Source organism: Paenilisteria riparia FSL S10-1204, from assembly GCF_000525995.1.
GTDB classification, from domain to species: Bacteria; Bacillota; Bacilli; order Lactobacillales; family Listeriaceae; genus Listeria_A; species Listeria_A riparia.
The window spans coordinates 64,684-79,302 of the sequence record NZ_AODL01000006.1; the positions used below are offsets into that span (position 1 = coordinate 64,684).

14 protein-coding genes and 1 pseudogene are annotated in these 14,619 nt (G+C 42.1%); all 15 read right to left on the reverse strand.

Annotated elements, in window-relative coordinates:
* Window positions 1–2 precede the first annotated feature (2 nt).
* Window positions 3–1,421 (reverse strand): F0F1 ATP synthase subunit beta, encoded by a 1,419-nt coding sequence (gene atpD / locus PRIP_RS04060; protein WP_036099669.1) that lies wholly within the window; start codon window positions 1,419–1,421, stop codon window positions 3–5.
* Window positions 1,422–1,491: 70 nt separating this feature from the next.
* The gene (locus PRIP_RS04065) at window positions 1,492–2,355 is read right to left on the reverse strand and encodes a F0F1 ATP synthase subunit gamma (protein ID WP_036087324.1); all 864 of its coding nucleotides are present in this window, start codon (window positions 2,353–2,355) and stop codon (window positions 1,492–1,494) included.
* 43 nt (window positions 2,356–2,398) lie between these two features.
* Window positions 2,399–3,910, reverse strand: a complete 1,512-nt coding sequence (gene atpA, locus PRIP_RS04070; protein WP_036099671.1) for a F0F1 ATP synthase subunit alpha — start codon at window positions 3,908–3,910, stop codon at window positions 2,399–2,401.
* Between the two features lie 29 nt (window positions 3,911–3,939).
* A pseudogene (locus PRIP_RS04075) lies at window positions 3,940–4,480 on the reverse strand (F0F1 ATP synthase subunit delta).
* Window positions 4,477–5,013 (reverse strand): F0F1 ATP synthase subunit B, encoded by a 537-nt coding sequence (gene atpF / locus PRIP_RS04080; protein ID WP_420912106.1) that lies wholly within the window; start codon window positions 5,011–5,013, stop codon window positions 4,477–4,479. The pseudogene PRIP_RS04075 and the gene atpF overlap by 4 nt, the downstream one beginning before the upstream one ends.
* Window positions 5,014–5,084: 71 nt before the next feature.
* Window positions 5,085–5,303, reverse strand: coding sequence for a F0F1 ATP synthase subunit C (gene atpE, locus PRIP_RS04085; RefSeq protein ID WP_036065649.1), 219 nt, complete (start codon window positions 5,301–5,303; stop codon window positions 5,085–5,087).
* Between the two features lie 102 nt (window positions 5,304–5,405).
* A complete protein-coding gene (gene atpB / locus PRIP_RS04090) occupies window positions 5,406–6,122 on the reverse strand; it encodes a F0F1 ATP synthase subunit A (RefSeq protein WP_036099674.1) in 717 nt (238 codons plus the stop codon).
* 21 nt (window positions 6,123–6,143) lie between these two features.
* A complete protein-coding gene (locus PRIP_RS04095) occupies window positions 6,144–6,527 on the reverse strand; it encodes an ATP synthase subunit I (RefSeq protein WP_036065646.1) in 384 nt (127 codons plus the stop codon).
* A gap of 808 nt (window positions 6,528–7,335) precedes the next feature.
* The gene (wecB, locus tag PRIP_RS04100; RefSeq protein ID WP_052008707.1) at window positions 7,336–8,466 is read right to left on the reverse strand and encodes a non-hydrolyzing UDP-N-acetylglucosamine 2-epimerase; all 1,131 of its coding nucleotides are present in this window, start codon (window positions 8,464–8,466) and stop codon (window positions 7,336–7,338) included.
* A gap of 59 nt (window positions 8,467–8,525) precedes the next feature.
* Window positions 8,526–9,155, reverse strand: coding sequence for a uracil phosphoribosyltransferase (gene upp, locus PRIP_RS04105; protein ID WP_036099675.1), 630 nt, complete (start codon window positions 9,153–9,155; stop codon window positions 8,526–8,528).
* A 140-nt stretch (window positions 9,156–9,295) separates the two neighbouring features.
* On the reverse strand, window positions 9,296–10,537 hold the full coding sequence (glyA, locus tag PRIP_RS04110; RefSeq protein WP_036099677.1) for a serine hydroxymethyltransferase: 1,242 nt from the start codon (window positions 10,535–10,537) through the stop codon (window positions 9,296–9,298).
* Window positions 10,538–10,925: 388 nt separating this feature from the next.
* Window positions 10,926–11,327, reverse strand: coding sequence for a low molecular weight protein arginine phosphatase (locus PRIP_RS04115; RefSeq protein ID WP_036099679.1), 402 nt, complete (start codon window positions 11,325–11,327; stop codon window positions 10,926–10,928).
* Window positions 11,328–11,329: 2 nt separating this feature from the next.
* The gene (locus tag PRIP_RS04120; protein ID WP_036099680.1) at window positions 11,330–12,376 is read right to left on the reverse strand and encodes an L-threonylcarbamoyladenylate synthase; all 1,047 of its coding nucleotides are present in this window, start codon (window positions 12,374–12,376) and stop codon (window positions 11,330–11,332) included.
* A 304-nt stretch (window positions 12,377–12,680) separates the two neighbouring features.
* Window positions 12,681–13,535, reverse strand: coding sequence for a peptide chain release factor N(5)-glutamine methyltransferase (gene prmC / locus PRIP_RS04125; RefSeq protein ID WP_036099681.1), 855 nt, complete (start codon window positions 13,533–13,535; stop codon window positions 12,681–12,683).
* Between the two features lies 1 nt (window position 13,536).
* Window positions 13,537–14,613 carry a peptide chain release factor 1 gene (prfA, locus tag PRIP_RS04130; RefSeq protein WP_036099684.1) on the reverse strand — a complete coding sequence of 359 codons (1,077 nt, stop codon included), beginning with the start codon at window positions 14,611–14,613 and terminating at the stop codon, window positions 13,537–13,539.
* Between the last annotated feature and the right edge of the window lie 6 nt (window positions 14,614–14,619).

Below are 14,619 nucleotides of genomic sequence, written 5' to 3' on the forward strand. Positions count from 1 at the left end.
TATTAAACTTCGACACCCATGCCTTTGGCTTTTTCGATAACTTCCTCAATACGTCCAAGTGAACGGAACGCATCCTCTGGAAGGTGATCATATTTACCAGCGAGAATATCTTGGAAACCTCTAACAGTCTCTTTGACTGGGACATACGAGCCTTTTTGACCAGTGAATTGTTCTGCCACATGGAAGTTTTGACTTAGGAAGAATTGAACACGACGTGCACGTCCAACTGCTTGTTTGTCTTCATCAGATAACTCATCCATCCCTAGAATAGCGATGATATCTTGAAGTTCTTTATAGCGTTGTAATAGTTGTTGTACTTGTGTCGCAACTTCATAATGATCTTCTCCCACGATATCAGGAGCAAGTGCACGAGAAGTGGAGGCAAGTGGATCTACCGCTGGGTAAATACCTTGTTCGGTTAATTTACGCTCCAAGTTAGTTGTTGCATCTAAATGGGCGAAAGTTGTTGCTGGGGCTGGATCGGTATAATCATCGGCAGGAACGTAAATGGCCTGAATAGATGTAACAGATCCTACGTTCGTAGATGTGATACGTTCTTGTAATTGACCCATCTCTGTCGCCAATGTCGGTTGATAACCTACAGCAGATGGCATACGTCCTAACAATGCTGATACTTCTGAACCAGCTTGCGTGAAACGGAAAATGTTATCAATGAAAAGCAAAACGTCTTGGTGTTCTACATCACGGAAATATTCGGCAATAGTTAGACCTGTCAAGGCTACACGCATACGCGCACCTGGTGGCTCATTCATTTGGCCAAATACCATAGCTGTTTTTTCAATAACGCCTGAGTCTTTCATTTCAAAGTAAAGGTCATTACCTTCACGAGTACGTTCACCTACACCAGCGAACACGGAAATACCGCCGTGTTCTTGGGCAATGTTATGAATCAACTCTTGGATAAGTACCGTTTTACCTACCCCGGCACCACCGAACAGACCAATTTTACCACCTTTTACGTATGGCGCTAACAAGTCTACAACTTTGATTCCTGTTTCAAGAATTTCAGTTGTTGTCGATAGTTCGTCAAATGTTGGTGCTAAGCGGTGAATCTTATTGCGTTGAACGTCACTTGCGATTGGTTCATCTAAATCAATTGTATTTCCAAGTACGTTGAATACACGTCCTAGAGTCACGTTTCCAACAGGAACAGTGATTGGGCTTTCAGTATCGATTACTGGCATACCTCTTTGAACACCATCAGTAGAGGCCATCGCGATTGTACGAACAACATCGTCACCTAAATGGATTGCTACTTCTAGTGTTAATTCTACACTTTTTTCCTCTTCAGATTGTGCTTTGTACTCAACTTTAAGCGCATTGTAGATTTCTGGTAAGTGGTTATCAAACTGAACGTCTACAACAGGACCCATAACTTGGATTATTCGTCCTTCAGTCATGCGATTTTCCTCCTCACTTGCTCTCCCTTAACTAGGGAACTTTAAACGGCTGGCTTACAACTCTCAAATATTATTCGAGAGCTGCTACACCACCAATAATTTCGGTAATCTCTTGTGTAATCGCAGCTTGGCGAGCACGGTTATATTGTAATGACAAATCATCAATAATATCGGTCGCATTATCAGTCGCGCTTCTCATCGCTGTCATTCGGGCAGCGTGTTCTGCGGCTTTGGCATCCAGAACAGCACCGAAAATCAGACTTTCAACATATTGCGGTAATAATACTTCCAAGATTTCGCCTTCGGATGGTTCGAATTCGTATGTTGTCAAATCATGTTCCACTTCTGTTTCATGGAACTCTGTTAATGGCAATAATTTCTCAGTTCGTAATGTCTGGGAAATTGAATTCACGTGGTGATTGTAGAAGATAAATACTTCGTCAAACACACCATCTTCAAACATTTGGACAGTATTGCGCGCAACATCTTTAATCTCAGCAAAAATCGGATGGTCTGAAATACTTGGTACTTCCAAGACAACATTCATTTGACGAGCTTTAAAGAAGTCTGCACCTGCTCTTCCTAAAGCGATAATGGCATATTCTTCGCTTGAAGTATGCTTTTCTTGAATTTGTTTATATACTTCTTTAATAACGCTACTATTGTAGGCACCAGCTAGACCTTTATGGGAAGTGATAACGATATAGCCCGTTCTATGGACCGCACGTGTCACTAACATTGGATGGTCAGCGCTGTTTCCTGACGCAACATGGGTTACTACATCACGAATTTTCTCCACATATGGTGCAAATGCTCTTGCTTTTTCTTCTGCACGTCCAAGTTTGGATGCAGACACCATTTGCATTGCTTTTGTAATCTGGCTTGTTTTCTTTGTGGACGTGATGCGTTGCTTAATATCTATTAAAGATGCCAAAGATTTTCACCACCTTTGTTTCGTTTGTCAGTCAAAAACTTGATTACGCTTCTGACGGAACAAATGTATTTTTGAACTCTTTAATGGCACTGTCTAGCTCTGCTTCATCTGGTAACTTCTTCGTTGTGCGAATTGTTTCCAGTAATTCTGGACGATTATGGTCAAACCATGTGTTCATTTCGCTTTCGAAACGTAGCACGTCTACCACTGGGACATCGTCAAGGAATGAATGAACTAGTGTATAAAGAATTAGGATTTGTTTTTCAACTTTTAGTGGTTTATGCAAATCTTGTTTTAGAACTTCTACAGTACGTTTACCACGTTCTAATTTTGCACGAGTGGCTGCGTCTAGGTCTGAACCAAATTGTGAGAAGGATTCCAACTCACGATATGAGGCAAGGTCTAAACGAAGTGTACCGGCAACGCTCTTCATCGCTTTAATTTGTGCGGAACCACCAACACGTGATACGGACAAACCTGCGTTGATAGCAGGACGTACGCCTGAGAAGAACAAATCAGATTGCAGGAATATTTGACCATCAGTTATTGAGATAACATTGGTAGGGATATATGCAGAGATATCACCTGCTTGTGTTTCAACGAATGGTAGTGCTGTAATTGAGCCTCCACCTAATGAGTCATTCAGTTTCGCTGCACGTTCTAATAGACGTGAATGCAAGTAGAATACATCCCCTGGATATGCTTCACGACCTGGAGGGCGACGCAGTAGCAAGGAAAGTTCACGATATGCGGCTGCTTGTTTCGACAAATCATCATAGATAATCAAAACGTGTTTGCCGTTATACATGAATTCCTCACCCATCGCAACACCAGCATATGGAGCTAAGTATAGTAGTGGTGCTGGTTGAGACGCAGATGCTGTTACAACGATTGTGTAATCAAGTGCACCATGTTTGCGCAAAGTTTCAACGGCTGTACGAACTGTTGATTCTTTTTGACCGATGGCAACGTAAATACAAATCATGTCTTGGTCTGCTTGGTTTAAGATTGTATCGATAGCCACGGTTGTTTTACCAGTTTGGCGGTCACCAATTATTAACTCACGTTGACCACGACCGATTGGAACTAGGGCATCAATAGCTTTAATCCCTGTTTGCAACGGTTCGTTAACGGATTGACGTTGCATAACGCCTGGCGCTACTGCTTCGACTGGACGTGTACTTGATGATTCAATTGGGCCTAAACCATCGACTGGTTGTCCCAGCGCATTAACTACACGACCGATTAGGCCTTCACCAACTGGAACTTCCATGATTTTTCCTGTACGACGAACTTCATCGCCTTCACGAATTTCAGTATAAGGTCCCAAAATAATGATACCAACATCATTGGTTTCTAAGTTCTGAGCCATACCCATAACACCATTGGAGAACTCTAACAATTCTCCAGCCATTGCGTTATCTAATCCGTGAGCACGTGCGATACCATCACCAATATAGGTAACTGTTCCGACATCGCTAACTTTTAGCTCAGATTGATAATTTTCAATTTGCTGCTTTATAAGAGCGCTGATCTCTTCAGCTTTAATGCTCATCAAATTCACCCCTTGGTTACACCGGAAACTTACAATTTAATTTGTCGTTCCAGGTCTCTTAGTTTTGATTTTAAACTACCGTCATAAATACGGTTGCCAATAACTACCCGCACACCTCCAAGAAGGCTTGGGTCGATATGATTATGAATATTAAGCTCGTTTTTGGACATTTTTGCTGCAAAGGCTTTGGACAACTCGGCTTCTTCAGCTTCGGAAAGCGGAACAACGGAGTAAACTTCTGCATCTGCAATGCCACGGGCGTCTTTCACTTTCTTCAAGTACTGATTGATGATAGTCACTAAATAGTCTTCGCGACCACGGTCAACAAGAAGAAACATGAAATCTTGTAATACTGGTGTTATTCCGCCAAAAACGGTAGCCAGCATTTTGTTTCTTTGCTTCGATAGTAATGGTTGGGTTCTCGATTAGTGAGCGGAAATCGTCACTTTGATCAAGAGATTCCTTCACAATTGCTAGCTCAGCGTCGAACTGATTAATCATTTGTTTATCTTTTGCAACTTCAAAAAGTGCTAGGGCGTAACGATTTGCAACTTCTAAATCTTTGCTCATTTGTCATCGCCTAGCCTTTCGATATACTCTCGTACAAGCGCGGATTGTGCTTCTTCGTCCAAATTCTTCTCAATAACTTTGGATGCGATTAAGACAGACAAGGAACCGACTTGTTCACGAAGCGCTTTGATAGCATCTTCTTTTTCGCGAGTAATGTCGCTTTTGGCTTCTTCTTTAATGCGTTCACTTTCAGCGCGCGCAACTTTGATAATTTCTTCGCGTTCTTTTTCGCCAAGTTGTTTCGCGTTTTCAATCATTGTTTGTGATTCCACACGAGCTTGTTGCAATACTTCTTTTTGCTCAGCTAAAAGGGCTTCTGCTTGTACACGACTTTCTTCTGCCGAGTCGATTTCCGATGCGATATGCTCTTCGCGGGCTTTCATGATATTCATTAATGGCTTCCACGCAAAGATTCGGATTAAGACTAACAAAATACAGAATGATACGACGGTAAAAATAGAATCGCCTGCTGTAAACACGGCTGAACCTAGTGCAATATTAAATCCTAGCACGTTCGATTCACTCCTTTCCATACATTCGCTTTAGTATCGTTTCATGCCTTTACACAAAGGAATGGCGAGTATGTTCCCGCCAAAATTGTCGATTACTTATTCATTACCATGAAGGCGATAACAACAGCGATGATTGGAAGGGCCTCAACCAAACCAACACCAATGAACATGATTGTTTGTAGCATAGAACGTGCTTCTGGTTGACGAGCAACACCTTCAACTGTTTTTGATACGATAAGACCGTTACCAATACCTGCTCCTAGAGCTCCTAAACCTACTGCGATAGCGGCTGCAATTGCACCTAATGACATAATAATATCCTCCTCGAATTATCTTCTAAATTTTTTTGTTTATTACAAGATTATGGGTTTTGTCCCATACGTCTGACTTCTCCTTGATGTGGCGAGTGTTACTTAGTGTTCGTCACTTACTTTGTGAGACATGTAAACCATTGTCAACACAGTGAATAGGTATGCTTGGATAGCTCCAATGAAGATAGAGAACCCTTGCCATACAACTGCTGGAATAATAGCGAATACGCCAACAACTGGGTTGATATGTGCTAATTGCAACGCGATGATGCTTAACAATACTTCCCCTGCAAAAATGTTACCGTATAGACGCAAACCGAGAGTCAATGTGTTTGCGAATTCTTCTACCAGCTTCAGCGGGAATAAAAATTTCATTGGGCTGAAGTAGGTTCCAACAACGTAATGTTTCGTGCCTCTAAGCTTAATCCCGTAATAGTGAGTCAATCCGATAATTAGTACCGCCAGTGTTAGCGTTACAATTGGATCAGCCGTAGGTGAACGCCACCATACTTCGCCGCCAACCGCAATCTGCATTGGCAATCCTAACATATTGGCTACGAAGATAAAGAATATCAACGTAATCCCTAATACGTGGAACCGTCCACCAGTTTTCCAGTCCATATTGCTGTTAATGATTCCTTTAACAAAATCCATTACCCATTCAATAAAGTTCTGTTTGCCTGTTGGGCGCATTTGGAGCTTACGAGTACAAAAGATTGCAATAAACAGTACGATGATACACGTAATTGTAATCATCAGGACATTAGACAAGTTAAATGCTAATTTCCCTAAGTACCATATTGGAAATTCCTCTTCCAATTTGGTTCACCCCTCTCTCTTTTAAGCGTTTTTCTTCCGGTAGATGGAATAGATAACAAAATCTAAGAAAACCACGGAATAAACAATGCCCAAACCAATCACCATACTATAAACGTGAAAAAAATCTGGCACTTGTGTCGCAATGATTGTTGCAAGTAGAACGCTTCCCATTCTTGCAGTTGTTCCCATACCATAGAAAGTCCGCTTTTCAGCAATCGCTTTCGTCATGGCTTGCGTGCGTCGCATTAGAAGCCAGTAGTTAAACCAACCTACAATAATCCCTAGCTTTAGCCCCAAAAAAATATGTACATGTGGGGTTAGCAACCATCCAGCTACGCATATACCAACAAACGCAATGATGTACTTCTGATGACGATGATACATTCCTATCAGTGATTCTAACATTCCGGCAGATGTCCTTTCTTTAATGTTATTGGCCAATTTTGTTTCCCGTCCATAAAACGTGACTAAGATTTTATGACAGAAGCAAGTTTAGACTTTGTGAATTTTTACACATTACCTGTATGCTAACAAAAAGCCGAACACGCTTGTAAGCCTTATCAGCGTGCTAGTTTTTAGCATACAATAGGCAAAAGTAAAAAGTCAATATCTTTTCACAAATTCCGTACCTACTTGCTTACAATTTTACCACACTTCCACTACCGCTTGGAAATAATGCGAATTAATTTTTAACATTTTTTTTGAAAAGTTACATATATCGCGTAGACTTTGACTTTGTCGTACGCATTTCCACACGCCACACCTCCGTAAGTCACTGGAAAAACAAAAAAATCCTTCCTGTTTGCTAAGAAAAGATTCTGGCAGATAACGTGACTGCATAAGCATCTTTTCCAGTGAAAAAGAACGAAAAAAGTACAACACGTATTCTTATTTGAGTATAAAGTTATAATTGCCCGGCACATCTGGGTCAATTCGGTCTACGCCGCAAATTAGGCGTCGGCGGGATTGAGACAGTGCCGTATGACCAGCAATTATCCCCTACGCATTGAATAGAACAGTTACTTTTGAGTTCTTTCGATAATAACATTGTTCATCTTAACACAAACTATTGCAAAGCTCTAGCGAAAACTGAAGCCGTAATATATCTGTAACAATGAGGCGCTTCCATTGGGATTTCTTACTTTTTCACTGTACTAAAAAAACCATAGCTCGCAAAGAAAGGAACTATGGCTTCGACTCTCAAACTGTATAGTCAGACGGACGTTCGGACGTTTTTTTTGAAGTGATATTTAATGGCTTCCAGAATACGCGCAGATGCTTCACCGTCACCATATGGATTGTTGGCATTGGTCATTTTGGCGTAAGATGATTCGTTGTCTAGTAAATCAAATGCTTCTTTCTTCAAGTCTTCTTTGGCTGTGCCGATAAGCTTCAATGTGCCTGCTTCTACACCCTCTGGACGTTCGGTTGTGTCGCGCAGGACTAATACTGGAACACCCATACCTGGCGCTTCTTCTTGTACGCCTCCTGAATCCGTGAATACAAGATAGGATTTCTTCAAAAAATTGTGGAAATCAATGGCATCCAATGGTTCGATTAAATGAACACGCGGATGGCCACCTAGGATAGCTGTTGCTTTTTCGCGGACAGCTGGGTTCATGTGCATTGGATAAACGATTTCAACGTCCTCGCGAGCCTCTGCTATTTCGCGAACGGCTTCAAAAATCCCTTGCATCGGTGCACCCAGATTCTCACGTCTGTGCGCTGTCATCAAGATTAATCGGTGATCACCTAATCCTTCCAAAATCGGATGGCGATAGTCGTCTTGTACAGTTGTTTTCAATGCATCAATCGCCGTATTACCTGTAACAAAAATCGCATCTTCGTTCTTGCCTTCGCTCAGCAGATTTTGCTTCGATTGTGCCGTGGGTGAGAAGTGTAGGTCTGCCATAACGCCTGTTAATTGGCGGTTCATTTCTTCTGGGAACGGTGAATATTTATTCCATGTACGCAAGCCTGCTTCTACGTGACCAATTGCTGTTTGATTATAAAATGCTGCCAAAGCTGCGGCAAAACTTGTCGTCGTGTCTCCGTGGACAAGAACGATGTCTGGTTTTTCTGTTGCGATGACCTCGTTTAATCCCTGCATTGCGCGGGTTGTAATATCTGTTAATGTTTGTTGCTTTTGCATAATATTTAAATCGACGTCTGGTTGTACATTGAAAATATCCAGAACTTGGTCCAACATTTCGCGATGTTGCGCCGTAATAACGACGCGCGATTCAAAAGCTTCAGGCTGCCCTTCTAAGGCTAATACAAGCGGAGCCATTTTAATTGCTTCCGGACGCGTTCCAAATACACTCATTACTTTGATTTTACTCATGATTCATTTTCCCTTCTGAAAAAACGAGGAAACCGCTTCGCTTCCCCGTCTTCATTTATTTATTTTGTACCGAATAGTCGATCGCCAGCATCTCCAAGACCTGGTAAGATATAGCCGTTTTCGTCTAATTTTTCATCCAGGCCAGCTACATAAATATCGACATCTGGATGTGCTTCTTGTAATGCTTTAATTCCCTCTGGAGCGGCAACTAAACACATAAATTTCATATTCTTGGCACCACGTTTTTTCAGACAGTCGATTGCCATGATAGCAGAACCACCTGTTGCCAACATCGGGTCAACAACGATGAATAGGCGTTCTTCTACATCTGATGGCAATTTCACGAAATATTCGACTGGCTCCAATGTGTCGTGATCTCGGTAAAGTCCTACGTGCCCTACTTTTGCAGCTGGGATTAGTGTCAGGATTCCGTCCGCCATTCCAAGACCAGCGCGAAGAATAGGGACAACACCTAACTTTTTACCAGCAATCGTTTTGGCGGGCGTTCGCTGCAAAGGTGTTTCAACAAATGTATCTTCTAGCTCTACATCGCGAGTAATTTCGTAAGCCATTAATGTTGCGACCTCGTTTACTAATTCTCGGAATGCTTTTGTTCCAGTATCTTTATCACGGATAATCGTTAGCTTGTGTTGCACTAACGGGTGATCAATTACGTGTACTTTTGCCATTGTATTCGCTCCTTTTAGGTAAATTTCCTTCTCTTATTGTATCAAAGAATCCCGCTTGTGCAAGTAAAATATTGATTATGTAAAATCTACTACAACAAAAAATCGCGCCAAATTTGGATTTTAGCGCGATTCTCTATTATTTATAGTGATGGATATAATGGATATTCCGCCGTGATTTTCGCCACTTCGGCTTTTACTTCGGCTAATACTGCTTCGTCTTCTAAATTGTGCAATACTTTAGCAATTAGCTTGCCGACTTTTTCGATAGCCACTTCGTCAAAACCACGAGTTGTAACTGCTGCAACGCCTACGCGAATACCACTTGTTACAAACGGGCTTTCTGTTTCGAATGGAATCGTGTTTTTGTTAACAGTAATTCCGACATCATCTAAAACAGCTTCTACAGCTTTACCAGTCAAGCCAAGTGGTTTCAAATCAATTAGTAGTAAATGATTATCAGAACCACCTGTTAACACCGCTACGTCGTTTTCTTGCAATGTTTTAGCTAGTTGTTTAGAGTTCTTTAAAATATTTTCACTATATGTTGTGAATTCTGGTTGTAATGCTTCGCCAAATGCTACGGCTTTCGCAGCGATAACGTGCATTAAAGGACCGCCTTGAATTCCTGGGAAAATCGCTTTGTTTAGTTTCGCTTCCCATTCTGCTTTTGCTAAAATCATACCGCCACGTGGCCCTCGCAAAGTTTTGTGGGTAGTGGTTGTAACGAAATCAGCATACGGTACTGGGTTTTGGTGGTGACCTGTAGCTACAAGACCTGCGATATGCGCCATGTCAACCATTAAGTACGCGCCAACTTCATCCGCAATTTCACGGAATTTAGAAAAGTCGATCGCACGCGGATAAGCACTTGCTCCGGCTACAATCATTTTTGGTTTATGTTCTAAAGCGATTTCACGAACTTTGTCATAATCAATTTGCTTGGTTTCTTCGTCTACACCGTAAGCTACGAAATGATACAACTCGCCACTAAAATTCGCTGGGCTACCATGTGTTAAGTGACCACCATGCGATAAATTCATGCCGAGTACCGTGTCACCTGGTTTAAGCGTTGCATGATAAACCGCCATGTTCGCTTGGGCACCAGAGTGCGGTTGAACATTTACATATTCTGCGCCAAATAATTGTTTGGCACGATCACGGGCTAAGTTTTCTACAATATCAACATATTCACAACCGCCATAATAGCGTTTGCCAGGGTAACCTTCTGCATATTTGTTTGTTAAAACAGATCCCATTGCTTCCATGACTTGCTCCGTCACGAAATTCTCCGATGCGATTAACTCAATATTATTCCGTTGTCTGCCTAACTCTAACTCAATTGCGTCAAAAACTGCCTTGTCGTGCTTTTGTAGATAAACCATGTGTGGATCCCCATCCTTTTCTCAAATGATTATTTAAAGCTTTTCGTACATGTCTTTATAATCTCTCATTACATCATAAAAAGCAAGCGTTTTAGCGCAAAATTCAGAAAGTTTAGGGGTTCACAATCTGAAAAGCGGAACGGGCTCGTTCAGCCCTGACAGAAACTGGAGCGGCCGCAATAAAAATCCTCTCTTGATTTTTGTGGAGGGCGTGAAGTTTCCGAAGGGCTAGCCCATGGAGCTGGATCCGGAGGCGCCACACACGACGCAATACACTTCGAAAACCCCAGCAAGATTACAAAACACTAATAAATCTCCCAAATCAATCGCAAAACTTTTTCTCGAAACCACTCAAGCAAAACGGTTCATGTCCAAAGTACATTTAGTCTCACAAAAACCTCCGCCCAATCATCTCCTCCAACTCCGCAAACGTGTACTCATAATCCGCCAAATCACCGCCATACGGATCCCCCACATCAAAACCATTAGGCGATAATAACTCCGTCTTCTGATTAGGGAACTGACTTAAGAGCGCCTGTCGATGCTGCTCAGTCATCACAAAAATCTTATCCGCAGTTTCTACAAGCTCTGCCGTGACCTGCTTTGCTACATGATATGTCGGTAACCCATGTTCCTGCAAAACCGCTTTGGAGTTCATCGACATTGATGCACCAGCCTGCGCTGACAAGCCTGCCGAAGCTATATCCCAATCAGGTTTGAGCCATTGCAACATTTTTTCTGCCATAGGGCTCCGGCACGTATTTCCAGTACATATAAATAGGATTTTCATAGTTAACTTTCCTCGCTTTGTCTCATATAATGACCACCTGCAGCCTTGTCTAAACGATTCATGATAGCTGTCCCAATTCCTTTTTTTGTAAAAGCTTCGGCATAAATAATCGTGACATCTGTATGGTCAAAAATACGAAGCTGTTGATAAAGCTGATAGGCAATCTCTTCTGGATGTTCACGACTTCCAAGGGCTAACTTATGTGTCAAATCGCCTAATTCTTTACTCAACTCATCCGAAACTAAAACACCTACCTCTTCCCCACGAGCTTTGGCGTTATCAATTTGTTGTTGAAAAAACATTGCATCACCTTCAATGATAATAACCGGTGCTTTCGGAGCATAGTGCGTGTATTTCATGCCCGGTGCTTTAGGTGTTTCTTTATACTTAAGCGGCTGAACTTCGGAAATTACTGGTCCAATAACTGCCTCGATTGCAGCTTGAGAAACACCACCAGGCCTTAAAATGACTGGTGTTTCTAATGTACAGTCAATGACAGTCGATTCCAAACCAACGCCTGTTTTTCCAGCAGAAATAATTCCCGCGATTCTGCCGTTCAAATCTTCTTCCACATGTTCTCCAGACGTCGGACTTGGCTTGCCTGAACGGTTCGCACTTGGCGCTGCCACAGGAATTCCAGCCACTGCCAAAAGTCCCAATGCAACAGGATGCTCCGGCATACGCACACCAACACTATCCAATCCTGCTGTTACATTGAGCGCCAACTGATTAGCTTGCAACGGTAAGATAATCGTTAACGATCCTGGCCAAAATTTGTTCATCAACTTCTTCGCATTCAGCGGTATTTCCTTCACAAAACTGTGTACTTGCGCTTGATCCGCGATATGGACGATAAGTGGGTTATCAGATGGTCGTCCTTTTGCCTCATAGATTTTTGCTACTGCAGCTTCATTTGTAGCATCTGCACCAATCCCATATACAGTCTCTGTTGGAAATGCCACTATTTCTCCAGCTTGGAGCAATTTTGCAGCTTCTAAATATATTTGAATTTCGCTTTCTTTCTTTATCTGCCAGATCTTTGTTTTCATTAGGAAAGACTCCTTTACATCACTTTAATCTTATTTTAACGGTTTTATGGTTGCTTTTACAACTTAATTCGCGATTATTTTAAAAATAGCCATTCATCCACAAAGTTATCCCCATTCTGTGGATAATAACTTTGTCAATGTGGATAACTAATTGTGAATCTGTGGATAATGTGTATAAGTGTGTTGATAACTGGTTTTTAATTATTAAGATTTGATTAAAAAAAATTTTTTTGCACAAACTATTATCCCCATCGCTGTGGATAATCACGGGGAATGAAAAAACACCTCCACGTGAGAGATGCTTTTATATCAATGTATTATGGCAGATTACCATGCGATCTTTGCCATTTATATCTTGTTGGATTTTCACCTTAGCCTGTGGAAAACTTTTTTCGAATAATAATTTTATGGCTTCTCCTTGTGTATAACCTATTTCAACGCCAATCCAGAATTGTTTATCCACAAGTTGAGGCAAGTCGACGATAAGCCTTTCGTAGATAGCTAAACCATTGTTTGGCGCAAATAACGCGAGTTCTGGTTCGTTTTTTAAGACGTAATCAGACATTCCAGCGCGTTCTTTTTCCGCGATATATGGTGGATTTGCCATAATCATATCGAATTTCTCGCCGTTTTCTAGGAATGCTTTCACAAGATCAGTGTGGATAAAACGGACATTTGTTTTTTGACGAATATTGTTATCCACAGCTATTTCGAGTGCTTCGGTGGATATGTCAGAGCCAGTAAGCGCGAGTTCTGGGAATTCGGCTTGTAAGGTAATCGGGATGATGCCGCTACCGGTACAAACATCGAGCACACGCTGAATCCTGCCTGGATGCTGCTTTATCCACTGTTCCGCCGCATAAACAAGTTCCTCGGTTTCTGGACGTGGGATTAATACGCTTGGTGTTACTTTAAAATCACGACCGTAAAATGGGGCGACGCCTAAAATGTATTGCACTGGTTCGCCAGCAAGATAACGCGCGAAATCAGCATCAAATTGGGCTTTTTCAGTTGGGGTTAGTTCACGCTCAATCGTTGTCCACAGTTGCGAACGCGTCAAAAAAAGCCGAGTCTCTAAAATGATTTCGGCAATATTTTGATCGAGTTCGCGTTCTATTAAAACAGCTTTTGCTTGTTGTAAAACTTCGGCTATTGTCATCTTACAAACCGTCGTTGATATGTTCTAGTTTACTTGTTTGGTCTTCCATGATTAGCGCGTCAATGACTTCATCGAGCTTGCCTTCCATGATTTGATCCAGTTTTTGAATCGTTAGGCCGATTCGGTGATCTGTTACGCGGTTTTGCGGATAATTATACGTCCGAATTCGCTCCGAACGATCCCCTGTTCCAACGGCAGATTTACGCGTTGTATCATATTCTTCACGCGCTTCACGCTCAAACTTATCAAAAATCCGTGCACGCAAAATTTTCATCGCTTTTTCTTTGTTTTTAATTTGGGAACGTTCGTCTTGCATCGACACAACGATTCCCGTTGGCATATGCGTCAAACGAACCGCGGACATTGTTGTATTGACACTTTGTCCACCGGCACCACTTGATGCGAATGTATCCGTCCGAATATCGCTATCTTTAATATCGATTTCCACATCTTCAGCTTCTGGCAAAATCGCAACAGTCGCCGTCGACGTATGAATACGCCCGCCAGATTCCGTCTCAGGAACGCGTTGCACACGATGCGCGCCGTTCTCATATTTCAAGCGAGAATACGCACCATTTCCGTTAATCATCACGATAACTTCCTTATAACCACCGATTCCCGTCGCGTTTGCCTCCATAACCTCAGCTTTCCAACCACGAGACTCTGCATAGCGCGAATACATCCGGAATAAGTCGCCAGCAAATAAAGCTGCCTCGTCGCCACCAGCAGCACCGCGAATTTCCATAATAACGTTTTTATCATCGTTCGGGTCTTTTGGTACGAGTAATAGCTTCAACTTTTCTTCCAAATCGGCTTTTTCTTGCGTTAATTCATTGAATTCTTCCTTGACCATTTCTTTCATGTCGTCATCTAGCTTCTCGTTCAGCATGTCGCGTGTGTCCGCAAGCGCTCCGGTCACTTTTTTGTAATGGCGATACACCTCTACTGTTTCCGCGATTCCCGATTGTTCTTTCGAATAGTCGCGCAATTTCTTTGCATCACTAACCACATTCGGGTCGCTAAGAAGCTCATTTAATTCATCATAACGATCCTCAACGGCCTGTAATCGATCATACATCTACTT